Below are 22652 nucleotides of genomic sequence, written 5' to 3'. Positions count from 1 at the left end.
AGTGGGTCAGCGTCGCGCGGCGGCGTGCGCGGCCATGCGGATCGGGGCGTTGACCGTGCCGTGACCCCGGTAGCCGCCGCGCCGCTGCACCAGTTCGAAGAACACCCGGGCACTGACGACCTTGGTGAACACCTGGAACAGCTCGCCGCCGTCCTCGTCCCGATCGTAGAGCACGTTGTATTCCCGCAGGGCGGCAAGCATTTCCGGATCCGGAGCCAGGCGCGCATCCAGATCGTCGTAGTAGTTGCGGGGGATCTCGAGCACCGGCGCTCCCGAATCATGCAGGGCGCGAGCGGCTTCCACCGCATCGTCGACACCGAACGCGATGTGCTGGGGGTGCCGCACGCCCGGTGCCCATTCGCCGCGACGGAGCACGGGTGCGACCAGGCCGACCTCGAAACCGTCCGTGGCGAGGACGCGGCTGCGCACCAAGCCGAACGGTCCCGCGTATTCGGCGGCCTCGGCGTCGGTCAGGCCCAGCACCGACCGGTAGAACAGCGTGGCTTCGTCGAATCGGTCGTAGGCCTGGGTCAGCGCGACGTACTCGGTGCACCGCACGCCCACCGCCGTCGTCGGCGTCGTGCCGGTGGGGCGGAAGTCGTTGCGCCAGCTCGCCGGGCCGTCGCTCCGCGACGACAGGAACAGGGCGGTGCCGTCCGGGGAGACCACTGCGGACAACGGTGCCTCACCCGGGCCGACGACCCGCGCCAGCTGCGGTGCCAGCAGCTCGTGGGCGTGCCGGGAGACGGCGCCGACGTCCGCGACCTCGATCCCCAGAGCGGTGACGGCCGCGCCCTCAGCCGCGCTGTGGGCCGGGTTCGAGGTGTTCACCAGCACCCGCGCATCCCCCTGCTCCCACAGCTCCACCGGCTTGCTGTGATGCTGCCCCGAGTGGGTGAAGCCGAGCGAGGCGAGGGCCGCACGGACCGGCTCCGCAGCGGTGGGCGGAGTTCCGATCTCCGTGAACGCGTGCCCGCGCACCTGTACCGGGTTGGGGTCACCGTCGAGCCGCAGTTCCAGATCGAGCAGCGAGCGCATCGCGTCGATCGCCGTCGGCACCGGCGCCGACTGGCGGAACACATCGTTGAACACCTCCAGCGAGAGCGGCCCGGTGTAACCCGCCGCGAGGACGTGCCCGACGAGTCCGACGAGATCGAACTCGCCTTCGCCCGGGAACACCCGGTAGTGGCGGCTCCACTGCAGGACGTTCATGTCCATCTCCGGTGCGTCGGAGAGTTGCAGGAAGAAGATCTTCTCGCCCGGGATGTCCGCGATGCCGGCGACGTCCTTGGTGCGGGAGAAGATGTGGAAGCTGTCGAGGCACAGCCCGAGGGCCGGATGATCGGCCCGGCGCACGATCTCCCACGAGCGCTGCCAGGTGTTCACGTGGCGGCCCCACGCCAGCGCCTCGAAGGCGATCCGCATGCCCCGCTGCGCTGCCGCATCCGCCAGTTCCCGCAGCTGCGCGGCCGCGAGATCGACATCGTCGACGGTGTGCGGCGACACCGACGAGCACACCAGCACGAGGTCGGTGCCGAGCTGTTCCATCACGTCGAACTTGTGCCGCGCGCGGCGCATGTTGCGGGCGTGGATCTCGGCCGGGACGGCCTCGAAGTCGCGGAAGGGCTGATACAGCGGGATGCTCAGCCCGAGTTCGGCGCAGCGCTCGCGCACCGCCGCGGGGGTGAGCGGGGAGCCGATCAGGTCGGGTTCGAACAGTTCGATGCCGTCGAACCCGGCGTGGGCGGCGGCGACGAGCTTGTCCTCGAGGGTGCCGGACAGGCACACGGTGGCGATTGCCTTGGCGCGCTTGGTCCCAGGACGGGGGTGGGTCATGGTCGGGCTCCTCCACGGTGCCGCCTGTGCGGGCGGACTCGGAATCGGGGACCGGTGCGCGAGGGCGGGTTTGCCCCGCACACCGGTATCGGCAGGGGTGGCTCGCCGCGGGTCGCGCGCGAGGGGACCGGTCTCGGGGTGTGGGGGCGCCGGTTACGCCTGCGCCGTGCGCTGGGCCACGAGCGCGCGCAGCGCCCACTCGTAGCCGGCGACGCCGAGACCCACGATGATCCCGGATGCGACCGGGGAGATGTAGGAGTGGTGGCGGAACCCCTCGCGGGCATGGACGTTGGAGATGTGCAACTCGATGAGCGGTACGTGGGCGCCCTTGATCGCATCGTGCAGGGCCACCGAGGTGTGCGTGTAGGCGCCCGCGTTGAACACCACCCCGAGGGACTCCCCGCGGGCGACCGCGGCGCCGGCGTCGTGGAGGGCGTCGATGAGGACGCCCTCGTGGTTGGACTGCCGGAAGTCGATGTCGACGCCCAGTTCCTTGCCGACGTTGCGGCACAGGGTCTCCACGTCCTCGAGGGTCTGCGCGCCGTACACGCCGGGCTCGCGGGTGCCGAGCAGGTTGAGGTTGGGGCCGTTGAGGACGAGCACCGAGGTCATGGACGAATCTCCTTTGCTTTCTTCGTGTTCCGGGGTCATCTCCCGGCCGGGTCTGTCAGTCGACGGGGCAGGCGGGCGGTGACGGTGCTCGAGCGCACGACGAGGTGGGTGCCGAGTTCCACAGGCGCAGCGCGGGGTGTGGTCTTTCCGTCGAGGACGTCGCACAGCAGGTCGATCGCAGTCACGCCGGCCTCGTCGAACGCGAGATGCACGGTGGTCAGCGGCGGCGAGGTCATCTCGCAGAGCCACGAGTCGTCGAACCCGACGACGGAGTAGTCGCGGCCCGCCCGCAGTCCGTGCTCGGCGAAGCCTTGCATGAGGCCGACGGCGGCCTGGTCGTTGTACGCGACGACGGCCGTCGTCCCGGTGCCGACCAGTTCCTCGGCCGCCTTCCGGCCCGCGACGACGAAGTCGGGCTCGAGGGGGCCGAGCACCGTGCCGGTGATGCCCCGGCCGGCGCAGGCCTCCACGAAGGCGGCGCGGCGGCGGCGCTGGGCGAGCCAGTACTCGGGGCCGCCGAGGTAGGTGACGGCAGTGTGCCCGGCGTCGGCGAGATGCTCGACGGCCTCGACCATGCCGTCGTCGGAGGACAGCAGCACGGCGGGCAGATCGCCGGCAGTGTGGTTGACGAGCACGACGGGCGTGACCCGTGCGAGATCCTCGAGGTCGGTGTCGGACATGCGCGGGGCGATCAGAACCAGCCCGTCGACCTGCCGGGCGATCGCCCGGACGAGGTCCAGCTCGTCGGCGGACCGTCCCTCGCCCGCCGCGACGAAGAGGGAGTAGCCGCGCGCGCGGGCCCGGTCCTGTGCCGACTCGACGGCGGGGCCGAACACGGGGTTGCGGATGTCCGGGACGAGGAAGCCCAGGTTGTGGGTGCGGCCGAGGGCGAGCGAGCGGGCGGTGGGGTTGGGGGTGAAGGACAGTGCCTCCGCGGCGGTGAACACCTTCGCGCGCGTGTCGGGACTGACGGCCTCCGGGCGGGAGAACACGCGTGAGACCGTGGCGGTCGAGACGCCGGCGCGCGCTGCGACCTCGCGAAGCGTCGCCATGGGTTCTCCTCGGGTGTGGGGTCCACCCACTGTGCAAGCGGTTACATCGCTTTGTCAAGCTGCATGTAACCGCTTGCGCGGAGGAGCGGCCCGGGTGCCGCCCGCCGACCGTTCCCAGCGGGCGACGCGTCGCTCACCCGTCGATGCTGGACATGTCCCCGTAGCGCTCCCCCCCGACCGCCTCCCGGGGCACCGCCGACTCGATCGCGCCCAGCTCGTCCGCGGTGAGCGACACGGCCGCGGCCTCGACGTTCTCCTCGAGGAAACGCACCCGCTTCGTCCCCGGGATGGGGACCACGTCGTCGCCCTGGGCGAGAACCCACGCCAGTGCCAGCTGGCCCGGGGTGCAGTTCTTGGACCGGGCCAGGCGGCGGACGGCGGTCACGAGCGCCAGGTTCGCCTCCAGCGCCGCACCCTGGAATCGTGGGAAATACGCGGTGCGGCGAGAATCCGAGCTCGAGATCGGACGGCGCCGTGATCGCGCCCGTCAGGATGCCGCGCCCGAGCGGCGAATACGGCACGAGCCCGATGCCGAGGTCACGCAGGGCCGGCAGGATCTCGTCCTCGATGTCGCGGGTGAACAGCGAGTACTCGGTCTGCAGCGCGGTGATCGGGTGGACGGCGTGGGCCCGGCGGATCGTCTCCGCGGACGCCTCCGACAGACCCAGATGGCGGACCTTCCCCGCCTGCACCAGTTCGGCCATCGCGCCGACGGTGTCCTCGATCGGCACGGTCTTGTCCACGCGGTGCTGGTAGTAGAGATCGATGTGGTCGACGCCGAGGCGGCGGAGCGACGCGTCGCAGGCCGCGTGGACGTATTCGGGCCGGCCGTTGATGCCGAGGCGGGTGCCGTCCTCGGCGCGCTCGTTGCCGAACTTGGTCGCGAGGACGACGCGGTCGCGGCGATCCGCGACGGCGCGGCCGACGAGGTTCTCGTTGGTGAACGGCCCGTACATGTCGGCGGTGTCGAGCAACGTCACGCCGAGCTCGAGGGCCCGGTGGATGGTGGCGACGGCATCGGCCTCGTCCCCGGTGCCGTAGAACTCGGACATGCCCATGCACCCGAGTCCCATCGCCGAGACCGTCAGCGGCGACGCGGTGCCGAGCGTGCGGGTGCCGAGTGGGGGCCGGGAGGTGTTGTTCGTGGTCATGGCGACGAGTCAAGACCTTCGAGCGCGCTCGAAGTCAAGCGCGAGCGCTCTCGCACGGTCCGTCGTCGCGGCCGCTCGTCCGGGAGAGGTAGATGTCGATCTTGCCGTCGATCGCGGCGAGGTGCTCGGTCACCTCGTCGAGTTGGGTGAGCACCCGCGCCCGGTGCGCGCGGAGCAGCGCGAGGCGGTCCTGTTCGTTGCCGCCGCCGGCCCGGCAGAGGGCCGCGTACTCGCGGATCTCGCGGATCGGCATGCCCGTCGCCCGCAGCCGGGTCAGCAGCACCACCCAGGAGAGGTCGTCCTCGGTATAGAGCCGGTGGCCGGAGGAGGAGCGGCCGATTTCACGCAGCATGAGGCCGTCGCGCTCGTAATAGCGGAGGGTGTGGGTGGTCAGACCGGTGCGCTCGGCGGCCTCGGCGATGGTCGCAACGGTCGTCGCGGAAGGGGCGGTCGTCATGGCTTCATGATCCGCCTCGGGGGTGGTCCTGCGCTCCGAAGGCGATCCGGGGTGGCCGCATCGGCACCACAGGGTGCCTGTCGAGGACCCGGATGGCGGCCGACGATGGGCGAACCCCGTTTCTCACCACCCTCAGGAGGCTGCCATGAAGACCCGGATCCGCACCACCGTCGCGGTCGTCGCGACCTTGTTCACCGTCGTCCTCGGCACCGCAGGCGCCGCGAACGCCGCCACCGCGACCGCGTCCGTCAAATGCGGCCACGTGACCATCCACTGCCCGGGCTGAGCACGGGCGGCGTCGGGGACGTCGCCGTTCCCGACGCCGCCCACCCTGGGCGCGGTGTGCGGCCCTCCGCGATGACGAACAGATGGATGATGAACAGATGATCGAGACACCCGTGATCGTGGGCATCGTGTCCATCTGCGTCGGATTCGTGCTCTTCGTGCTCGCCGCGAGCGGAACGCGCGGCGGATGGAACAGGAAGCTGACGATCACGCTGTTCGTCCTGTCGGTCCTGTTCCTGACGCTCGTGCCGGTGACCGGCGCGGTCTTCTTCGCGACCTGATTTCCGGTCACCTATCGAGGACCGAAACTGTCCGCATTCGTCCCTACCGTCGTAGTCGTAGCCAGAATCGACATCACGAAGGGCGGAAGCGACATGACCGAGCGGACCCTCTCCGGAGAACGGGCCGACATCCTCGACATGCTGGCCGAGCAGCGGAAGATGTTCCTGATCACCCTCCGCAACCTCGACGACGAGCAGGCCCGCACCCGCAGCACCGTCAGCGACCTGACCCTGGGTGGGCTGCTCAAGCACGTCTCGACCACCGAGCAGCACTGGATCGACACGATCCGCACACCCGACGACACCGCCGAGTTCGACATGGAGTCCGCGATGGAGCAGTACTACATGCGCGACGACGAAACCGTCGCCGGCCTGCTCGAGCGGTACGAGGCGATCGCGGAGCAGACGGAGGCCTTCGTCGCCGGCCTCGCGGACCTCGACCTGCAGGTGCCGCTGCCCACCGCGCCGTGGGCGCCGGAGCGACAGTGGTGGAGCGCCCGAAAGGTGCTGCTGCACATCATCCGGGAGACCGCCCACCACAGCGGTCATGCCGACATCATCCGCGAATCCCTCGACGGCGCGAACACCACCATGCAGCAGGGCACCGACGCCGGCATGACCTTCGACTAGACGTCCGCGCGCGGGGGTGCTTCCCGCGCGCGTCCGTACGAGCGCGGGAAGCACTTTCGGTCGCGGGACGGCAGCCCGATCCGCGACACGCGCACGAATGTCGTTGGCCGTGCGCTCGACACGGAGCAGTATCGGGCCATGTCGGCACTCTGGGACGAAGACGGCCGCGTCGCCTGGGAACTGCACGCGTCCGGGTGGGACTGGGAACAGATCGGTCGCGAACTCGCGTGCCCCGAACACATCGCACGCGAGATGTGCGAGAGACACGGCGCGGTGCTCGCCGAACAGGCGCAGCAGGACCATCCGACGCTGTTCGACCTGCCCTGACGACGGCGACGCGACGGGCACCCCGCTCGGACCTGGCCGAGTGCGGGTGCCCGCCTGCGTTGTCGTCAGTGGGCGCTCGCGACCTCGGCCCCGATCCCGGTTTCCGCGCGCACCAGCATCTCGGCGAACTTCTCGTCCTCGTGCGCGGAGCGTCCGCGTCGCTTCTCGGCCACGAGTGAGCCGACGACGCACGCGGCAAGGCCGAGCGGCATGGTGACGATCACCGGAAGCTGGATCGTCAGGGGTGCCGGGCCGCTGCCGAGCCACAGCGCCTCGGTGAGCATGAGACTGACGATGGTCGAGACCAGGCCGGTGAGGATTCCCCACACGGCACCGGTGCTGTTGAAGCGCCGCCAGTTCAGGCTGAGCACCAGCGACGGCAGGTGGGCGCTGCCGGCCACCATGAACGCCATTCCCATGAAGTAGGTGATGTTCGTGTCGTCGCCGATCAGCATGGTCAGCCCGATCGCGACGGCGCTGAACGCCACCGCACCGAACCGGGCGACACGGGCCTGGGCGTTCTCCTCGCGCGTGCGCGCCGCGACGTCGAGTTCGTCCACCGGCGGCTTGCGGGTCAGCGCCGGCCAGATGTCGCGGGCGAAGGTGCCCGCGGCGGAGATCACCACGCCGGCGACAACGGCGACGATGCTCGCGAACGCGACCGCCGCGACCATCGCGAGGGCGATCGAGCCGCCGATCGTGCCCACGCCCCCGCCGAGTTCGGTGACGAGCACGGGCGCCGCGAGATTGCCGCCGGCGCCGACCCGATCGGCGCCGCCGTCCCCCAGCAGGGCTGCGGCGCCGAAGCCCATCACGATGACGATCAGGTAGAACATGCTGCACAGCGCGACGGTCCAGCCCAGCGAGCGTCGGGCGGTGCTCGCCTCGGGGACGGTGAAGAAGCGGATCAGGATGTGTGCCATGCCCGCCGTGCCGAGCGCGAACGCCAGCGAGTACGAGACGAGGTTCAGCGCGCTGGTCTGCCCGAAGATCAGGCCCGGGGACAGGACGGCCTCGCCCGCAACCGCGTGCTCGGTCGCGGTGTCGAGGACCTTCGGGAAGCTGAACCCGAACTGCGCGAGAATGCCCAGCCCGACCACGATCGCGAGGACCGACAGGATCGTGGACTTGATGACCTGCACCCACGTGGTGGCGAGCATGCCGCCGACGAAGACGTAGATGCCCATGAGGGTGCCGGCGACGATGACGGACAGCCAGAACGGGATACCGGAGACCGACTCGAGCAGCACCCCGGCCGCGACGAGTTGCGCGAGCAACACGAAGGTGCCGGTGGCGATGGTGCTCAACGCCACGACGACCCGCACGCTGCGTGCCTCGGTGCGGAACACGAGTACGTCGGCGAGAGTGTACTTGCCCACGTTGCGCATCTTCTCGGCGAGCAGGAACAGCACGGGCAGGAACGAGATCACCGAGGTGCAGAGGATGACAGCGCCGTCGACGCCCTTGTAGAAGATCAGGCCGGTGGTTCCGAGAAAGCTTCCGGCCGAGATGAATTCACCGGCGATCGCGAAGCCGTTCTGCCAGCTCGAGATCGAGCGGCCGGCGGCGAAGAATCCGTCGGCGCTGCGGGCCCGCCGGGACACGGCGAACGTGACCCACAGGGTCAGCGAGATCACCGCCGCGCAGATCGCGATCGCGAGGTAGTCGGCGTCGCCGGTCATGCCGCACGCTCCTGGTTCTCGAGGACGGCCGCGACGGCGGCGTCGGCGGCGGGCTGGATGTAGATGCGGGTGAGCCGGAAGTAGGCGTAGACGAGGACCCACGTCCCGGCGAACTGGGAGAACACGACCCACAGCGAGAGGGGAACTCCGAGGAGCTCGGTGTCACCGAGGAATTCGGGGAAGTAGGCGAAGCCGACGAGGAAGGACGCGAAGAGCGTGATCGCGAGGGCGCCGAGGGAGTTGGTGACGGTGCGCCGGCGGCGGCGCAGTTCGACGACCTCGGGCAGGGAGAGCATCGCGCTCCAGGTCGGTTGCGTTCCGGTCTGCAACTCGGTCACGGCCGCACCGCCGCCCGGCGTGCCGTCTCCAGCGCGAAGAGGTTCTCGTCCCAGCCCTGCTCGAGCGGACCGAAGAAGTGGAAGCGGACCTGCTTGACCCGGTAGCGCCAACGGCCGTCGACCTTGACCACCTCGTCGGTGTAGCGGCCGGCGGCGATGGCGGGGGCGCCGTCGGTCACGCAGGGCTGCCACAGGAAGGACCGCACGGTGGCGCGGTCGCCGTCGAGGTCGATCTCCATGTTCGTGATGAAGTGCCAGAACGTGGTCAGCCCTCCGGCGGCGAGGCCCGCGAAGAACTCGCGCATCTCGGCCTTGCCGCGGGGATGGGACAGGCCGTCGAACTCGCCGTCGTCGGTGAACAGGTCCATCAGGGCGTCCCAGTCGCCGTCGTCGAGGTGACGGCAGTAGCGGGCGTCGAGCGAACGGATCGCCTCGAGGTCCTCGAGGCGGGTGATGCGCTCGGTGAGCGTGATGTCGGGGATGGTGGTCACAGGTGCGCCCTCCGAAGAAGTGGTTAACGCATGTTCATGTGAGGTGGACCATAGACGGGCGGTAACCGCACCGTCAAGACCGGCTTCTTGCTGGTCCCGACCTGGGCCTCTACCCTCCATCTCATGAACACTCGATCGGGCACGACCCTGATGGGCGTCCGGGACCGGATCCTCGACGCGGCGCTCGACGAGTTCTTCGCGGCCGGTTTCCACGGCGCGACGATGCGCACCATCGCCAATCGTGCTGGTTGCAGCGCTGCGAACGTCTACAACCACTTCGAGAACAAGTCGGAGTTGCTCGTCGAGATCCTCCGGGCGGCCAGCGACGAGCAATTCACCGCCACGCGCAACGCGCTGCGCAAGGCGGGTACGGATCCCGCCGAGCGCTGGCGGGTCGCCGTGGTGGCGCACGCGCTGTTCACCGCCCGTAATCCGCGTGAGTGCCTGGTGGCGAACACCGAGCTCCGGTATCTCGGCGAGGTGGATCGCAAGCGGGTGGTCGGTTCGCGGGACGCGCAGGAGCAGCTGTTCGTCGAGATCGCCGAACAAGGTTCCCGGATAGGGATTTTCGATGTTCCGCACGTGCACCAGGCCGTGACCGCGGTCCTCACGATGTGCGCCGGTATCCCGCTGTGGTTCCGCCCGGACGGGCCGCTCGGCGCGGCCGAGGTGGCCGACGACTACGGCCGGTACGCGCTCAACCTGCTCGGATACCGCCCCGCCTGAACTCCGGCGTTGACGCCCGGGCGGGAGCGTGCTGTACTGGGTGAACAAGCGTTAATAACCAGATTCTGGTTCACCGAGGGAGTCCCCCATGACCCACCGGCCGTCGCAGCCCCGTACCGACACCCCGCGGTACCTCACCGAAGAGCGCCTCGCCATCCGCGACCTCGCCCGTGACTTCGCCATGACGAAGGTGCTGCCCGTCGCCAACGAGCTCGACCCCGTCCAGGGCACCATCCCCGACTCGCTGAAGAAGGAGATGGCCGAGATCGGGTTCTTCGGCATCATGATCCCCGAGGAGCACGGCGGCCTCGGTCTCGGCGTGTTCGAGTACTGCCTGGTCGCCGAGGAGCTGTCCCGGGCCTGGATGAGCGTGTCCGGTCTCCTCGCCCGCGGCAACGGCATGGGCGGTGGCTTCACTCCCGAGCAGGAGGCCGCCCTGCTGCCGAAGGTGGCTCGCGGCGAATACCTCGGCGCGTACGCCCTGTCCGAGGCGGAGGCCGGCTCCGACGTCGCCAACATCTCCTGCCGGGCGACCCGCGACGGGGACGAATGGGTCGTCAACGGCACGAAGATGTGGTGCACCTACGCCGACGAGGCCGACTACCTGGTGCTGTTCGCCCGCACCGATCCGCACAAGGATCCGGCCAAGCCGCACCGCGGGATCAGCGCGTTCCTCGTCGAGAAGCAGCGCGGCGTGTTCCCGGAGGGAATCTCGGGCACCAAGGTCCGCAAGATCGGCTACTTCGGCTGGCACACCTGGGAGCTGTCGTTCGACAACTTCCGCATCCCCGCCGGCAAGATGCTCGGCGAGGAGGGCAAGGGTTTCTATCTCGCCGTCTCCGGGCTCGAGGTCGGCCGGGCCCACACCGCGGCCCGCGCGATCGGCCTCGCCCGTGCGGCCCTCGAGGACTCGATCGCCTACGTACACACCCGGCGCCAATTCGGCCGTCCCATCGGTGACTTCCAGCACCTGCGGTTCAAGATCGCGAAGATGGCGGCCGACATCGAGGCGGCCCGCCAGCTGATGTACTCCGTGGCCACCGACATCGACACCGGGCGGCGCTGCTCGCTCGAGGCGTCGATGTGCAAGCTCGTCGCCACCGAGATGGCCGAGCAGGTGACCAGCGAGGCCGTGCAGATCCACGGCGGTGCCGGCTACACCACGGACTTCCAGGTCGAACGGCACTGGCGCGACGCCCGCCTGACGAAGATCTTCGAAGGCACCAGCGAGATCCAGATGCGCATCATCTCCGACGAGCTGCTCGGAAGGCCGGAAACCGCATGAGCACCACACTGAACACCCTCCGCGTCGGCGATCGCACCGCCGGTTCCGGCCGGATGGCCGCCGACCTGCTCGCAGAGTCCGGAATCGTCCTCCCGACAGGGACGTTCGCGCTCGGGACCGTCGCCGCCGAGCTGCTCACCCCGCCTGTGCCCGCCGCGCACCGCACGGGACTGCGCTGGACGGCGATCACGCCGGTCACGGCGGTAGACCGGATCCGGTCGGAGGCCGTCGTCACCCGCGTCGAGGGCACCACCGCCGAGCGGTTCGTCCGCGTGCTCGATGCCGCCGGCGCCGTGCGGGAGGAGGGCACCGAGACCTGGCGGCTCGCCACGCCATCCGAACCTGTTCCGGCACTGGACTTCTGCACTCCGGCCTGGGGTGAGCTGCTCCGTGACCACCTCGAGGCCGACCCCGCCTTCGGGTCTGCCCTGGCCACCTGGGACGGCACCGTCGGCCTGCGCTGCGGCGACCGGGAACTGCACCTGCGGATCTACCGCGGCCGCATCGTCGACGTCACGCGGCGCACCCCGCACGGGGCCACCTTCACGTTCGTCGCACCCGACCACACCTGGGTCGACCTGATCCTCGGTGCGCACGACGACTTCATGCGCCGCGCAATCGGCGGCGAATTCTCCTCCACTGGAGACGGATACGAGTACCTCCGGCTCACCAAACCGCTGAACCTGATCATCGGCCACGCCCGTGCCGTCGCGAGAAAGGCCTGCTCATGATCGAGGCCCGTTACCTGGACATCGACGGAGCCCTCGGATTCGTCGAGATCGTCACCCCCGCCGGCGAACACGCCCCCGACGCGCTTCCCACCGTGCTGTGCATCCACACCGCCGGGCAGAGCGGGGTGCAGTGGCGGCACGTCGCCCACGACCTCGCGGCCCGCGGCTACCGCGTGCTCGTGCCCGACCTGCCGGGACACGGCCGATCCGAGCCCGCCCCGGACGGGCCGGTCACCAGCCTCACCACGTACGGCGACTGGCTCACCGCCCTGCTCGACGCGCTCGACGTGCACCGGCCGTACGTGCTCGGCTGCTCGATCGGCGGCAAGCTGACCCTCGAACTCGCCACCCGACCGGACCGGCCGCTCGCCGGCGCCGTCGCGATGGAGGCCGAGGCCGGCCCCGGCCGCGTCAATGTCTCGGGTCTGCGCCGCGAACTCGAGGACGTCGCCGGGCCGTCGCGCGCCGAACGCACCTATCTGGGCACCCTCGCCTCCGTCGGGCGTTCGGTACCCGCCGCGACGGCGCACCGGATCGCCCTCATGCACAAGCGGGAGGACCCGGAGATCTCGTCGTCCGACCTCATCGGCTGGGGCACCCACGACGTGCGCGACCGGCTGCCGCTGCTGACCTGCCCGCTCCACCTCGTCGTCGGGGCCGACGATCCGTGGCTCGACCCGGACGCCGTCGCGGACCTCGCCGTCCGGATCAACGACATCTCGCCGGGACGGGCGCGGTTCACCCGGCTCGACGGCGTCGGCCACTACCCCATGGAGGAGGTGGAGGGCTTCGCCGTCCTCGCCGACTCGTGGCTGACCGACCTGCGGGGCGCCACCGCGGAGGTGCTGTCGTGACCGCGACCACCACCTCCGGACTGGCCGCGTTCCTCGACGACCTCGTCGCCGCCGATCCCGGTGCCGTCGCCACCTACGACGTCGCCGACGGGCGGCTGCTGATCTGCAACAGGGCGGAGCTGCGGCGCCGCGTGCAGGCGGTGCGGGCCGAACTCGCGGCCGTCGGCGTCCGGCGCGGCCGGTGCATCGCGGTGCTGTTGCCCAACTGGTCCGACGCCCTCGTGTGGCAGTTCGCGGCCGCGGCGCTCGGCGCCCACGTGATCGGCGTGAACACCCGCTACAACACCGCCGAGGTGGCCCACATCCTCACCGCGGCGCGGCCGGCGGTCGTCGCCGTCGCGGCCGGCTTCCACGGCCTGGACCTGTTCGGCACGCTCCGTGCCGCCTCGGAGGTCGCCGCGGTGCCGGCTCCCGCGGTCGCGGTCGTCACCGGACCCGGCGGGGGATCCGCCGATCCGGCCCCCTTCGACCTCGGCGCCGGGTCCTGGTGCGCGGGCGGCGGCGACACCCGCGGCGTGCGCGCCCCGGACACGCCCGACACCGCGACGCTCACGCCCGCCGGCGCGGAGGACGATCCGGCGGACCCGCTGGCCGTCGCGTTCACCACGTCCGGCTCCACCGGAACCCCCAAGCTCGCCGCCCACCGCGACTCGGCGGTCGTGCGGCACGCCCGCGCCGACGCCGCGATCATGCGGGTCGAGCCCGGCGACGTCGCGCTGTGCGTGCTGCCGGTCTCCGGGGTGTTCGGCTACAGCACCGCCATGGCCGCGCTCGCCGGCGGTGCCGCGCTGCTGATGGAGCCGGTCTTCGATGCCGCGGCGACCCTGCGCCGCATGGAACAGCTGTACGTCACCCACGTCGTCGGGGGCGACGACCTGTTCGGCCGGCTCCACGACACGTGGCACGCCGAGATGCGCGCCGACCTGTCGGCACTGAAGTGGCTCGGCATCGCCGACTTCCTCGGCCGCTCGCACGAGATCGCCCGCTGGGCGCGCGACGAGTTCGGCGCCCACACCTCGGGCGTGTTCGGGTCGTCCGAGGTGTTCGCGCTGGCGTTGCTGTGGTCGGCCGGCGACCCGGAGTCGGTGCGCTGGAACGGCGGCGGCCGCCCGGTCGACCCGTCGGTCGACGTCCGCATCGCCGACCCGCTCGACGACCGTGTCCTCCCGGACGGGGAACAGGGCGAGCTGCAGGTGCGCGGCCCCAACGTCGTCGACGCCTACCTCGGCAACCCCGATGCCGCCGGCCGCGCATTCACCGCCGACGGCTGGTTCCGCAGCGGCGACCTCGCCGTCGCGACCGGAGACGGCGGCTACACCTACGTGTGCCGGATGGGAGACGTGCTGCGGCTGCGGGGGTTTCTCGTGGACCCGGCCGAGATCGAGCACCGTCTCGCCGAACACCCCGGGGTGCGGACCGCGAAGGTCGTCGGCATCACCGGCGAGGGCGGCTACACCCGGGCGGTGGGGTTCGTCGTCCCCGTCGAGGACGCCGTCGAGTTCGATGCGGCATCGCTGAAGGCGTGGTGCGCCGAGACGCTGGCCGCGTTCAAGGTGCCGGCGACGATCCACGTGATCGAGACGATGCCCACGACGGTGGGCGGCAACGGCACCAAGATCCGCGCCGTGGAACTGCGTGAGTGGGCGCAGCAATGGACCGACCGCGAAAGGGACTTCCGACGTGACCGCAACTGATGTGACCGCAACCGATGTGGTGATCTGCGAACCGCTGCGCACACCGGTGGGCCGGTACGGCGGGGCGTTCGTCGACGTCCCCGCCACCGACCTCGCCGCCGGGGTGATCTCGGAACTGCTGGCGCGCACGGGCATCGACCCGGAGTCGGTGGACGACGTGATCTTCGGCCAGTGCTATCCCAACGGCGAGGCCCCCGCGATCGGCCGCGTCGCCGCGCTCGACGCGGGCCTGCCGGTGACGGTGCCGGGCCTGCAGCTCGACCGCCGGTGTGGGTCCGGGCTGCAGGCCGTGCTCGACGCGGCGATGCGCGTGCAGACCGGCGTCGCCGACGTCGTGATCGCCGGTGGCGTCGAATCCATGAGCCGCGCCGAGTACTACACCGAATCGATGCGGTGGGGTGCCAAGGGGGCTCCGGCCGCCCTGCACGACCGCCTCGCCCGCGGCCGGGTCACCGCCGGCGGCCGTCACCATCCCGTCCCCGGCGGGATGCTCGAGACCGCCGAGAACCTGCGCCGCAAGTACGGCATCGGCCGACGCGAACAGGACGAGCTGGCCGTCGAATCGCACCGGCGCGCGATGGCCGCCATCGAATCCGGGGTGTTCGCGCAGGAGATCGTGCCGGTGGCGGTGCCCCAGCGCAAGGGCGACGACCGCATCGTGGACCGGGACGAGCATCCGCGCGCGGACGCCTCCGTCGACACCCTCGCGAAACTGCGGCCGATCATGGCGGCGCAGGATCCGGAGGCGACGGTGACCGCGGGCAACGCCAGCGGTCAGAACGACGGTGCCGCAGCCTGTCTCGTCACCACCCGCGCGCAGGCGGACCGCCTGGGCCTGCGTCCCCTGGGCCGGTTGGTGACCTGGGCGGTGGCCGGCGTCGCGCCGGCGGAGATGGGCATCGGCCCGGTGCCGTCCACCGAGAAGGCCCTGAAGCGCGCCGGCCTGACGCTCGCCGACATCGACCTGATCGAACTCAACGAGGCGTTCGCGGCGCAAGCACTCGCGGTGACCCGTGAATGGAACTTCGGGACAACCGATTTCGAGCGGACGAACGTCAACGGTTCGGGAATCTCGCTCGGCCACCCGGTCGGGGCGACCGGCGTGCGCATCCTCGCCACGTTGCTGCGCGAACTGGATCGTCGCGGGGCGCGCTACGGCCTCGAGACGATGTGCATCGGTGGCGGGCAGGGGTTGACGGCGATCTTCGAAAGGGCCGCATGACGACCCGGCCGCTCGAGGGGATCCGCGTCGTCGACCTGTCGAGCTTCGTCGCCGGTCCGACCGCCGGGCGCATCCTCGCCGAGCTCGGTGCCGACGTGGTCCGTGTCGATCCGGTCGCCGGCGCGGTCGACGGCGGGCGGTGGCCCCTCGCGGAGTCGGGGGCGAGCCTGTACTGGACGGGGTTGAACCAGGCGAAGCGGTCCGTCGCGGTGGACCTGCGCAGTGCGGACGGTCGTGCCGTCGTCACCGAGCTGATCGCCCGGTCCGGGGTGGTGCTCGAGAACGCGGCCCACGCACCGTGGCTTGCCCACGAGGTGCTCGCCGCGCGACGACCCGACCTGATCCACCTGCACATCGCCGGCAACGCCGACGGCACCCCCGCCGTGGACTACACGGTCAACGCCGCTGTCGGGCTGCCTCTCATGACCGGGCCCGTCGATGCTGCGGCCCCGGTGAACCACGTGCTCCCGGCCTGGGACCTGATCACCGGGGTGCAGGCGGCCCTCGGGATCGTCGCCGCGCTGCGCAGGCGGGACCGGACGGGGGAGGGCGCGTACCTTGAGCTCGCGCTCGAGGACGTCGCGGTGTCCGCGGTCGCGAGCATGGGCTGGCTGGCCGAGGCCGAGGAACGCGGCTCGGCCCGCGACCGGCAGGGCAACGCGCTCTACGGCAGCTACGGGTCCGACTTCGCCACGGCGGACGGCCGCGCCGTCATGGTTGTCGGCCTCACCCCCGCACAGTGGCGATCGCTCGTCGAGGTCACCGGCACCGCCGAGGTCTTCGCGGCGCTCGAACGGCACCGCGGGCTGCGGTTCGCCGACGAGGGTGACCGCTACGCCGCGCGCGACGAGATCACGGCGATCCTGCGTCCGTGGTTCGCGGCGCGCACGCTCGCCGAGATCGAGAAGGAACTGTCCGGCAGCCGGGTGCTGTGGGCGCCGTACCGGACCATGGACGAGGTGGCCGCCCGCGAGTACGCGGTGATCGAACGCGTCGAGCAGCCCGGCGTCGGCCCGGTGCCGACGGCGCGCTCCCCGTTGCGCTGGGACGGGACGTACACCGAGGCGCGCCCGGCGCCGCGCCACGGGCAGCACACCCGAGAGGTACTCGAAGAACTCGGTCTCTCCCCCGAGCGTGGAGACGAACCCGGCGGAGCGCGCTGACCGCGGCCGTGTCGAGTGCGCTGAGCGCCGTTCGGTCCGGTGACGAGTCCGGTCACTCCTCGGCGAAACCGCCGAAGAACAGCGCAACGAGCACGTCGGTGAACTCGTCGGTGGTGTATCCGTCCCGTCCCGGCCAGTGCATGCTCGCCCACAGCGCGTCCCGCACCGTGCGGTAGAAGACCTCGGCGGGGATGTCGGAGCGGAAGCTGCCGTCGGCGACGCCGGTGGCGATCGCGGTCAGCCAGTAGTCGCGCACCGTGCGCGACGGTGCGTCGACGACGTCGAGCAGGCCGTTGTCGCGCAGGTACTGCCGGTTCTGCTGGTAGATCGCCGTCGGATGGGGATGCTCCTCGATCACGACGAGGGTCTGGTGGATCAGGCCGCGCACAGTCTCGCGGGGACTCGTCGAGGTCTCCACGACGCGCCGGAAGCGCTGGTCGATGTCGGCCATGAAGCCGCTGAGGATCTCGGCGACGAGTGCATTCTTGGATCTGAAGAAGTGGTACAGGCTGCCGGAGAACACTCCGGCGCGTTCGCCGATGTCGCGGACCGTCGTCGGCCCGATCCCCTTGGTTGCGAAGAGTTCGGCCGCGAGCCGCATGATCTCGTCGCGTCGGTCCGACGTCATGGTCACCTCACCTTCCGATTCGCCGGTTCGGCGCGAGTTTTCCGCCCTCTGTTCCAACTGAGTGGGAGTGGGCAGCCCTGGCGGGGCGCCCGCGCCTACTGTACTGCACCAAGCGCTTGCTCAAGAAAGGTGGTGCGGACATGCCGACGCTGGAACAGGAGTTGGAACGCGAGTTCGAACAGTACGTCGGGAAGGTGGCCGAGCCCGCCCGGGTGGCCCGGTACGCCGTCGACGAGGCGATGATCCGGAACTGGGTCGAGGCCCACGACGACTACAACCCCGTCTACGTCGACCGGGACGCGGCCCGCGCGACCGGACGACCGGACGTGGTGTGCCCGCCCGCGATGATCTCGACGTGGGTGATGGCCGGCTACCGCCGCTGGCGCGAGGTGCAGCGGCTGCGCGCCGAAGGACGGACCGAGGACTTCGCCTACTCCGCGCTGATGACACTGCTGGACCGGCACGGTTGCACCTCCGTCGTCGCCACCAACGCCGAGCAGGACTACCACCGCGAACTCGTCCCGGGCGACCACGTCACCGCGCACTTCACCATCGAGTCGATCTCCCCGGTCAAGCACACCGGCCTGGGCCGCGGCTGCTTCGTCACCCTGCACAAACGCTACGAGAACCAGCACGGCGAACTGCTCGTCGAGGAGCGGTTCCGATTGCTCCGCTTCAACCCGAACACCACCGAGGAGGCGTGATGACGGCCGTTCCCAGGCTGACCGTCACCCAGGACAACGAGTTCTGGTTCGCAGCCGCCCGCGAGGGCCGGCTCGAGATCCAGCGCTGCAGCGACTGCGGCGCGCTCCGGCATCCGCCGGGACCGGCGTGCCCGAAGTGCCGCTCCTTCAAATGGGACACTGTCGAGTCGTCGCGCCGCGGCACCCTGCACAGCTGGACCGTGATCCACCACCCGAAGGACCCGTCCTTCGACTATCCCCTCGCGGTCGGGCTGATCGACCTCGAAGAGGGCATCCGGATCGTCGCCGACATCGGCGGGGTCGAGCACGACCGGCTGCAGATCGGCATGCAGCTCGAGGTCGGATTCGCCGAGCACGCGCACGGCGAAATCCTGCCGCAGCTGCGTCTACCGGGTGGAGGTGCCGCATGAGCCTGCCGACCGTGTCCGTCGGCACCGAACTGCCGGCACTGGACCTGCCTCTCGATCGCAGCACCATCGTCGCCACCGCGATCGCCTCCCAGGATTTCGAGGACGTGCACCACGATCCGGGCGCAGCCGGAAAGCGCGGCACGCCCGACATCTTCATGAGCATCAACTCGACGAACGGATTCGTCGACCGCTACATCACCGACTGGGCCGGGCCGACCGCCCGCATCCGCCGCGTCGCACTGCGGCTGGGCGTCCCCAACTTTCCCGGCGACACCATGCGCCTGACCGGGACGGTGACCCGCGTCGACGCCGGCGCCGTCACCGTCGAGGTGCTCGGCCGTAACGCCCGAGGAACGCACGTGACCGCCGAGGTCACCGTCGCACCGTACGAAGGACAGACACGATGAGCGGCAGGATAATTCCCGGCGGGGGCTTCGCCCGCAGGGCGGCGATCGCCGGCATCGGCGCCACCGAATTCTCCAAGAACTCCGGGCGCAGCGAATGGCAACTGGCCTGCGAGAGTGTGCTCGCCGCGCTCCAGGACGCACAGATCGGCGTCGAGGAGGTGGACGGCTTCGCGCTGTTCACGATGGAGACCAACCCCGAGATCGCGGTCGCCCGCGCACTCGGCATCCCCGAACTGACGTTCTTCAGCCGCATCCCGCACGGCGGCGGCGGCGCATGCGCACCCGTGCAGCAGGCGGCGCTCGCCGTCGCGAGCGGTGTCGCCGACGTCGTGGTCGTCTACCGGGCCTTCAACGAACGTTCCGGCACCCGGTTCGGCGCCGGCCCGCCGCCGTTCGCCTACACGGCCAACACCGATCAGGAATACCGCAACTGGATCAATCCCTACGGGCTGCTCACCCCCGCCCAGCAGGAGGCGTTCCTCGCCCGGCGCTACATGCACAAGTACGGCGCGACCAGCGCCGACTTCGGCCGCATCTCCGTGCTGTCGCGCAAGCATGCCGCAAACAACCCCAAGGCATGGTTCTACGAGCGGCCCATCACCCTCGACGAGCACCAGAACTCCCGGATGATCGCCGACCCGCTGCGGCTGCTCGACTGCTGCCAGGAGAGCGACGGCGGACAGGCCCTGGTGATCGTCAGCACCGAGCGGGCCCGCGACCTGCCGCACCCGCCGGCCGTCGTCTCCGCCGCCGCGCAAGGCGTCGGGCCCCAGCAGATCTCCATGAGCAGCTACTACCGCGAGGACATCGACGAGATGCCCGAGGTCGAGCTGGTGGCACGGCAGCTGTGGGATCAGGCCGGCATCGATCCGGACGACATCGACGCCGCAATCCTCTACGACGCGTTCACCCCGATGGTGCTGCTGCAACTCGAGGAGTACGGGTTCTGCGCCCGCGGCGAGGCCAAGGACTTCATCGCGGACGGCAACCTCGAACTCGACGGCCGTCTGCCCGTCAACACCCACGGCGGACAACTCGGCGAGGGATACATCCACGGCGTCAACGGAATCGCCGAGGGCGTGCGGCTGATCCGCGGCACGTCGGTGAACCAGCCCGGCAAGGACGTGGCGAACGTTCTGGTCACGGGCGGCTCCCCGGTGCCGCACAGCGCACTCGTGCTCTCCACCGACAACTGACCGACCACCCATCCAGAGGAAGTCCCGACATGACCGAACGCATCACCTATGCCCGCGCCACCCACGGCGAGGACGAAATCCGAGCGGTGGTCGACGTCCTGCGCAGCGGCCATCAGGGGCTGCGCATCGGCAAGAACGTCCTCGAGCTCGAACGCCGCATCCCCGAGCTGTCCGGGAAACAGTACGGCGTGATGTGCAACTCCGGATCCTCCGGCCTGTACCTCGCGGTCGAGCTGCTCGACCTGCCGAAGGGCAGCGAAGTCATCACCTCGCCGCTGACCTTCTCCACCGACGTCGCGCCCCTCGTGCGCGCCGGCCTGATACCGGTCTTCGTCGACGTCGAACCGAACACGTTCAACGTCGACGTCACCAGGATCGAGGCGATGGTCACCGACCGGACCCGCGCCGTGCTCATCCCGAACCTCGCCGGCAACTGCCCGGACTGGGACGCGATCCGGGCCGTCGCCGACCGGCACGACCTGAAGGTGATCGAGGACACCTGCGACACCCTCGGCGCCCGGCTGCGCGGCACGCCCACCGGCGCGCGCGCCGACCTGACCGTCACCAGCTTCTCCATGGCCCACATCATCACGTGTGCCGGCACCGGCGGCATGGTCATGATGGACGACGAGCAGACCCGCGATCGCGCACTCCTGCTGCGCCGGTGGGGACGTCGATCCGAGCCGAACCTGTTCGGCAACGGACGTGGACGCGTCTTCCGGGAGGATCTGGACGGGGTCGACTACGACAACGACTTCATCTTCGACCTGCTGCCGTGGAACTTCGAGCCGTCCGAACTCGGCGCCGCCTACGGTGTCGTGCAGCTGAACAAGCTCGCGCAGAACTACGAGCGGCGCCGCAAGACCTTCGCGGAGTTCACCGCCGCGTACGGCGCCTACCCCGAGTTCTTCAGCACGCCGGTGGAGACCGACGAACTCGACACCGCCTGGTTGTGCTATCCCGTCACGGTCACCGCCGACGCCCCGTTCTCCCGTAGCGACCTGCAGGAATTCGTCGACGCGCAGGGCATCGACACGCGAACCGTGTGGAGCGGCAACATCACCCGCCACCCGATGATGGCGGGCGTCGAGCACCGCGTGCCGGACGAAGGCCTGCCCGAGGCCGATGCGGTGTTCGAGCGCGGCATGACGCTCGGCATGAGCCACGGGCTGTCCGACGAGGAGGTCACCCGCGTGACCGACGCGATCCACGCCTTCGCCGCGAAGTGGAGGTGACCGCCGTGCCGTCTCGTTTCACCGGCCGCATCTGCGACAGCCTCGGCCTCGTCGACGAATTCGGGCGCGAGGTCCGCGGGCTCGACAATCGGCAGTGGACCCGGGTGCAGGTGCCCGAATGAAGCCCGTGATCGTCGACGCCGCACGCACCCCCTTCGGCAAGCGCGACGGCTGGATCTCCGGTCTGCACGCCGCCGAGCTGCTCGGTCTCGCGCAACGCGGCGTGCTCGACCGGCTCGACCTCGATGCCACCCTCGTCGAGCAGGCCGTCGGCGGGTGTGTCACCCCGATCGGGGAGCAGTTCGGCAACATCACCCGCACCGCGTGGATGCACGCCGGCCTACCGTCCCACACCGGGACCACCACCATCGACGCCCAGTGCGGCACCGCGCTGCAGGCGGTGCATCTCGTCGCCGGGCAGATCGCGCTCGGCACCCTCGAGGTCGGCCTGGCGTGCGGCGTCGAACTGATGTCGCGGGTCCCGCTCACCTACAAGGTCGGCACCGGCGCCGGCACCCCGCGGCCGGCGTCGTGGTCGGTGGACACCCCCGACCAGTACACGGCGGCCGATCGCATCGCCCGGCACCGCGGCTTCTCCCGCGAGGACCTCGACGCGTTCGGCCTGCGGTCGCAGCAGCGGGCGCGCGACGCCTGGGACGCCGGGTGGTTCGACCGGCAGGTCATCCCCGTCGCCGTCCCGAGCGACGACGGCGACACCACGGTCACCCGGGACCAGGGACTGCGCGAGACCGGCATGGAGGCGCTCGCGCGGTTGCGTGCCACGATCGAGGGCGGTCTCCACACCGCCGGCACCTCGTCGCAGGTGTCCGACGGGGCGAGCGCCGCGGTCCTGATGTCCGAGGACAGGGCACGTGAACTCGGTGCGGCGCCGCGGGCCCGGCTGCTCGCGCAGTGCGTCATCGGCGGCGACACCGAGTTCATGCTCGACGGTCCGGTGGCCGCGGCGCAGGTGCTGTTCGACCGCACCGGGATGACGGTCGCCGACGTGGACCTGTTCGAGGTCAACGAAGCCTTTGCGGCCGTGCCGATGTCGTTCGCCCAGGTGCACAAGGTCGACCCGGACGTGCTCAACGTCGGCGGCGGTGCCATCGCCCTCGGTCACCCGGCCGGCGCCACCGGAATCCGGCTGCTGGCCACCGCGATCGACGAACTCGAACGCCGGGACCGGCAGGTCGCGATGATCGCCATCTGCGCGTCGGCTGCCACCACGTGCATGATTCTGGAACGGATGTAA

25 protein-coding genes and 1 pseudogene are annotated in these 22652 nt (G+C 70.4%); 17 read left to right on the top strand and 9 right to left on the bottom strand.

Annotated features, from left to right (window positions below; translation table 11 throughout):
* Window positions 1-6: 6 nt before the first annotated feature.
* From ISO16_RS15510 to ISO16_RS15490, 5 genes and pseudogenes are all read right to left on the bottom strand, one after another.
* Window positions 7-1836 carry a sugar phosphate isomerase/epimerase and 4-hydroxyphenylpyruvate domain-containing protein gene (locus ISO16_RS15510; protein ID WP_072636557.1) on the bottom strand — a complete coding sequence of 610 codons (1830 nt, stop codon included), beginning with the start codon at window positions 1834-1836 and terminating at the stop codon, window positions 7-9.
* A 153-nt stretch (window positions 1837-1989) separates the two neighbouring features.
* Entirely contained in the window at window positions 1990-2448 is a 459-nt protein-coding gene (gene aroQ / locus ISO16_RS15505) for a type II 3-dehydroquinate dehydratase (RefSeq protein WP_006941726.1), read from the bottom strand.
* A 35-nt stretch (window positions 2449-2483) separates the two neighbouring features.
* On the bottom strand, window positions 2484-3500 hold the full coding sequence (locus ISO16_RS15500; RefSeq protein ID WP_072636556.1) for a LacI family DNA-binding transcriptional regulator: 1017 nt from the start codon (window positions 3498-3500) through the stop codon (window positions 2484-2486).
* 133 nt (window positions 3501-3633) lie between these two features.
* Window positions 3634-4573: pseudogene (locus ISO16_RS15495) on the bottom strand (aldo/keto reductase).
* Between the two features lie 112 nt (window positions 4574-4685).
* The gene (locus tag ISO16_RS15490) at window positions 4686-5108 is read right to left on the bottom strand and encodes a MerR family transcriptional regulator (protein WP_006941723.1); all 423 of its coding nucleotides are present in this window, start codon (window positions 5106-5108) and stop codon (window positions 4686-4688) included.
* A gap of 145 nt (window positions 5109-5253) precedes the next feature.
* Between ISO16_RS15490 and ISO16_RS15485 the strand changes: the two genes are divergently transcribed.
* From ISO16_RS15485 to ISO16_RS15470, 4 genes are all read left to right on the top strand, one after another.
* Entirely contained in the window at window positions 5254-5394 is a 141-nt protein-coding gene (locus tag ISO16_RS15485) for a hypothetical protein (protein WP_170913998.1), read from the top strand.
* Window positions 5395-5491: 97 nt separating this feature from the next.
* Window positions 5492-5674, top strand: a complete 183-nt coding sequence (locus ISO16_RS15480) for a hypothetical protein (RefSeq protein WP_006941721.1) — start codon at window positions 5492-5494, stop codon at window positions 5672-5674.
* Between the two features lie 93 nt (window positions 5675-5767).
* The gene (locus ISO16_RS15475; protein ID WP_006941719.1) at window positions 5768-6304 is read left to right on the top strand and encodes a DinB family protein; all 537 of its coding nucleotides are present in this window, start codon (window positions 5768-5770) and stop codon (window positions 6302-6304) included.
* A 138-nt stretch (window positions 6305-6442) separates the two neighbouring features.
* Window positions 6443-6631 (top strand): hypothetical protein, encoded by a 189-nt coding sequence (locus ISO16_RS15470; protein ID WP_003938775.1) that lies wholly within the window; start codon window positions 6443-6445, stop codon window positions 6629-6631.
* 65 nt (window positions 6632-6696) lie between these two features.
* On the opposite strand, the gene ISO16_RS15465 is transcribed toward ISO16_RS15470, so the two are convergent.
* The 3 genes from ISO16_RS15465 to ISO16_RS15455 are packed head-to-tail and all read right to left on the bottom strand — an operon-like array spanning window position 6697 to window position 9142.
* A complete protein-coding gene (locus tag ISO16_RS15465) occupies window positions 6697-8313 on the bottom strand; it encodes a solute symporter family protein (protein ID WP_072636554.1) in 1617 nt (538 codons plus the stop codon).
* On the bottom strand, window positions 8310-8651 hold the full coding sequence (locus tag ISO16_RS15460; protein ID WP_006941716.1) for a DUF485 domain-containing protein: 342 nt from the start codon (window positions 8649-8651) through the stop codon (window positions 8310-8312). Before ISO16_RS15460 ends, ISO16_RS15465 begins: the two co-directional genes overlap by 4 nt.
* Window positions 8648-9142, bottom strand: a complete 495-nt coding sequence (locus tag ISO16_RS15455) for a nuclear transport factor 2 family protein (RefSeq protein ID WP_006941715.1) — start codon at window positions 9140-9142, stop codon at window positions 8648-8650. The genes ISO16_RS15460 and ISO16_RS15455 overlap by 4 nt, the downstream gene beginning before the upstream one ends.
* Before the next feature lie 123 nt (window positions 9143-9265).
* Here ISO16_RS15455 and ISO16_RS15450 point away from each other — a divergent pair, with 123 nt between their 5' ends.
* The 7 genes from ISO16_RS15450 (at window position 9266) to ISO16_RS15420 (ending at window position 16817) form a co-directional block, all read left to right on the top strand.
* Window positions 9266-9868 carry a TetR/AcrR family transcriptional regulator gene (locus ISO16_RS15450; RefSeq protein WP_072636553.1) on the top strand — a complete coding sequence of 201 codons (603 nt, stop codon included), beginning with the start codon at window positions 9266-9268 and terminating at the stop codon, window positions 9866-9868.
* Between the two features lie 88 nt (window positions 9869-9956).
* Window positions 9957-11153, top strand: a complete 1197-nt coding sequence (locus ISO16_RS15445) for an acyl-CoA dehydrogenase family protein (protein WP_006941711.1) — start codon at window positions 9957-9959, stop codon at window positions 11151-11153.
* The gene (locus ISO16_RS15440) at window positions 11150-11884 is read left to right on the top strand and encodes a hypothetical protein (protein WP_072636552.1); all 735 of its coding nucleotides are present in this window, start codon (window positions 11150-11152) and stop codon (window positions 11882-11884) included. The genes ISO16_RS15445 and ISO16_RS15440 overlap by 4 nt, the downstream gene beginning before the upstream one ends.
* Window positions 11881-12738: an alpha/beta fold hydrolase gene (locus ISO16_RS15435; protein ID WP_006941707.1), complete on the top strand. Its 858-nt coding sequence runs from the start codon at window positions 11881-11883 to the stop codon at window positions 12736-12738. The genes ISO16_RS15440 and ISO16_RS15435 overlap by 4 nt, the downstream gene beginning before the upstream one ends.
* Window positions 12735-14432 carry an AMP-binding protein gene (locus tag ISO16_RS15430; protein ID WP_072636551.1) on the top strand — a complete coding sequence of 566 codons (1698 nt, stop codon included), beginning with the start codon at window positions 12735-12737 and terminating at the stop codon, window positions 14430-14432. The genes ISO16_RS15435 and ISO16_RS15430 overlap by 4 nt, the downstream gene beginning before the upstream one ends.
* Window positions 14419-15654 carry an acetyl-CoA C-acetyltransferase gene (locus ISO16_RS15425; protein WP_072636550.1) on the top strand — a complete coding sequence of 412 codons (1236 nt, stop codon included), beginning with the start codon at window positions 14419-14421 and terminating at the stop codon, window positions 15652-15654. Before ISO16_RS15430 ends, ISO16_RS15425 begins: the two co-directional genes overlap by 14 nt.
* Window positions 15651-16817 carry a CoA transferase gene (locus tag ISO16_RS15420; protein ID WP_043803132.1) on the top strand — a complete coding sequence of 389 codons (1167 nt, stop codon included), beginning with the start codon at window positions 15651-15653 and terminating at the stop codon, window positions 16815-16817. The genes ISO16_RS15425 and ISO16_RS15420 overlap by 4 nt, the downstream gene beginning before the upstream one ends.
* 52 nt (window positions 16818-16869) lie before the next feature.
* Here the strand turns inward: ISO16_RS15420 and ISO16_RS15415 are convergent, their stop codons facing one another.
* A complete protein-coding gene (locus ISO16_RS15415; RefSeq protein ID WP_029546586.1) occupies window positions 16870-17445 on the bottom strand; it encodes a TetR/AcrR family transcriptional regulator in 576 nt (191 codons plus the stop codon).
* Window positions 17446-17585: 140 nt separating this feature from the next.
* On the opposite strand from ISO16_RS15415, the gene ISO16_RS15410 reads away from it, so the two are divergent.
* The 6 genes from ISO16_RS15410 (at window position 17586) to ISO16_RS15385 (ending at window position 22652) form a co-directional block, all read left to right on the top strand.
* Window positions 17586-18149 carry an FAS1-like dehydratase domain-containing protein gene (locus ISO16_RS15410; RefSeq protein ID WP_072636549.1) on the top strand — a complete coding sequence of 188 codons (564 nt, stop codon included), beginning with the start codon at window positions 17586-17588 and terminating at the stop codon, window positions 18147-18149.
* Complete coding sequence (locus ISO16_RS15405) at window positions 18149-18559, top strand: Zn-ribbon domain-containing OB-fold protein (protein WP_072636548.1); 411 nt, start codon at window positions 18149-18151, stop codon at window positions 18557-18559. Before ISO16_RS15410 ends, ISO16_RS15405 begins: the two co-directional genes overlap by 1 nt.
* On the top strand, window positions 18556-18966 hold the full coding sequence (locus ISO16_RS15400) for a MaoC/PaaZ C-terminal domain-containing protein (protein WP_072636547.1): 411 nt from the start codon (window positions 18556-18558) through the stop codon (window positions 18964-18966). Before ISO16_RS15405 ends, ISO16_RS15400 begins: the two co-directional genes overlap by 4 nt.
* Complete coding sequence (locus ISO16_RS15395; RefSeq protein WP_072636546.1) at window positions 18963-20162, top strand: lipid-transfer protein; 1200 nt, start codon at window positions 18963-18965, stop codon at window positions 20160-20162. Before ISO16_RS15400 ends, ISO16_RS15395 begins: the two co-directional genes overlap by 4 nt.
* 29 nt (window positions 20163-20191) lie before the next feature.
* The gene (locus ISO16_RS15390; RefSeq protein WP_006941691.1) at window positions 20192-21397 is read left to right on the top strand and encodes a DegT/DnrJ/EryC1/StrS family aminotransferase; all 1206 of its coding nucleotides are present in this window, start codon (window positions 20192-20194) and stop codon (window positions 21395-21397) included.
* Window positions 21398-21515: 118 nt separating this feature from the next.
* Window positions 21516-22652 carry a steroid 3-ketoacyl-CoA thiolase gene (locus ISO16_RS15385; RefSeq protein ID WP_072636545.1) on the top strand — a complete coding sequence of 379 codons (1137 nt, stop codon included), beginning with the start codon at window positions 21516-21518 and terminating at the stop codon, window positions 22650-22652.

The sequence above is a fragment of the Rhodococcus sp. M8 genome, assembly GCF_015654185.1.
In the GTDB taxonomy this organism is placed as follows: Bacteria; Actinomycetota; Actinomycetes; order Mycobacteriales; family Mycobacteriaceae; genus Rhodococcus; species Rhodococcus aetherivorans.
This window is presented reverse-complemented; position numbering and strand designations above follow the sequence as displayed.

Excerpts from the sequence above, each read along its gene's own strand:
- ISO16_RS15405 (WP_072636548.1), top strand. The coding sequence starts at position 18,149 with ATGACGGCCGTTCCCAGGCTGACCGTCACCCAGGACAACGAGTTCTGG.
- ISO16_RS15410 (WP_072636549.1), top strand. The coding sequence starts at position 17,586 with ATGCCGACGCTGGAACAGGAGTTGGAACGCGAGTTCGAACAGTACGTC.
- ISO16_RS15435 (WP_006941707.1), top strand. The coding sequence starts at position 11,881 with ATGATCGAGGCCCGTTACCTGGACATCGACGGAGCCCTCGGATTCGTC.
- ISO16_RS15480 (WP_006941721.1), top strand. The coding sequence starts at position 5,492 with ATGATCGAGACACCCGTGATCGTGGGCATCGTGTCCATCTGCGTCGGA.
- ISO16_RS15470 (WP_003938775.1), top strand. The coding sequence starts at position 6,443 with ATGTCGGCACTCTGGGACGAAGACGGCCGCGTCGCCTGGGAACTGCAC.
- ISO16_RS15440 (WP_072636552.1), top strand. The coding sequence starts at position 11,150 with ATGAGCACCACACTGAACACCCTCCGCGTCGGCGATCGCACCGCCGGT.
- ISO16_RS15400 (WP_072636547.1), top strand. The coding sequence starts at position 18,556 with ATGAGCCTGCCGACCGTGTCCGTCGGCACCGAACTGCCGGCACTGGAC.
- ISO16_RS15395 (WP_072636546.1), top strand. The coding sequence starts at position 18,963 with ATGAGCGGCAGGATAATTCCCGGCGGGGGCTTCGCCCGCAGGGCGGCG.
- ISO16_RS15465 (WP_072636554.1), bottom strand. The coding sequence starts at position 8,313 with ATGACCGGCGACGCCGACTACCTCGCGATCGCGATCTGCGCGGCGGTG.
- ISO16_RS15385 (WP_072636545.1), top strand. The coding sequence starts at position 21,516 with ATGAAGCCCGTGATCGTCGACGCCGCACGCACCCCCTTCGGCAAGCGC.
- ISO16_RS15415 (WP_029546586.1), bottom strand. The coding sequence starts at position 17,445 with ATGACGTCGGACCGACGCGACGAGATCATGCGGCTCGCGGCCGAACTC.
- ISO16_RS15420 (WP_043803132.1), top strand. The coding sequence starts at position 15,651 with ATGACGACCCGGCCGCTCGAGGGGATCCGCGTCGTCGACCTGTCGAGC.
- ISO16_RS15445 (WP_006941711.1), top strand. The coding sequence starts at position 9,957 with ATGACCCACCGGCCGTCGCAGCCCCGTACCGACACCCCGCGGTACCTC.
- ISO16_RS15485 (WP_170913998.1), top strand. The coding sequence starts at position 5,254 with ATGAAGACCCGGATCCGCACCACCGTCGCGGTCGTCGCGACCTTGTTC.
- ISO16_RS15450 (WP_072636553.1), top strand. The coding sequence starts at position 9,266 with ATGAACACTCGATCGGGCACGACCCTGATGGGCGTCCGGGACCGGATC.
- ISO16_RS15510 (WP_072636557.1), bottom strand. The coding sequence starts at position 1,836 with ATGACCCACCCCCGTCCTGGGACCAAGCGCGCCAAGGCAATCGCCACC.
- ISO16_RS15490 (WP_006941723.1), bottom strand. The coding sequence starts at position 5,108 with ATGACGACCGCCCCTTCCGCGACGACCGTTGCGACCATCGCCGAGGCC.
- ISO16_RS15475 (WP_006941719.1), top strand. The coding sequence starts at position 5,768 with ATGACCGAGCGGACCCTCTCCGGAGAACGGGCCGACATCCTCGACATG.
- aroQ (WP_006941726.1), bottom strand. The coding sequence starts at position 2,448 with ATGACCTCGGTGCTCGTCCTCAACGGCCCCAACCTCAACCTGCTCGGC.
- ISO16_RS15500 (WP_072636556.1), bottom strand. The coding sequence starts at position 3,500 with ATGGCGACGCTTCGCGAGGTCGCAGCGCGCGCCGGCGTCTCGACCGCC.
- ISO16_RS15390 (WP_006941691.1), top strand. The coding sequence starts at position 20,192 with ATGACCGAACGCATCACCTATGCCCGCGCCACCCACGGCGAGGACGAA.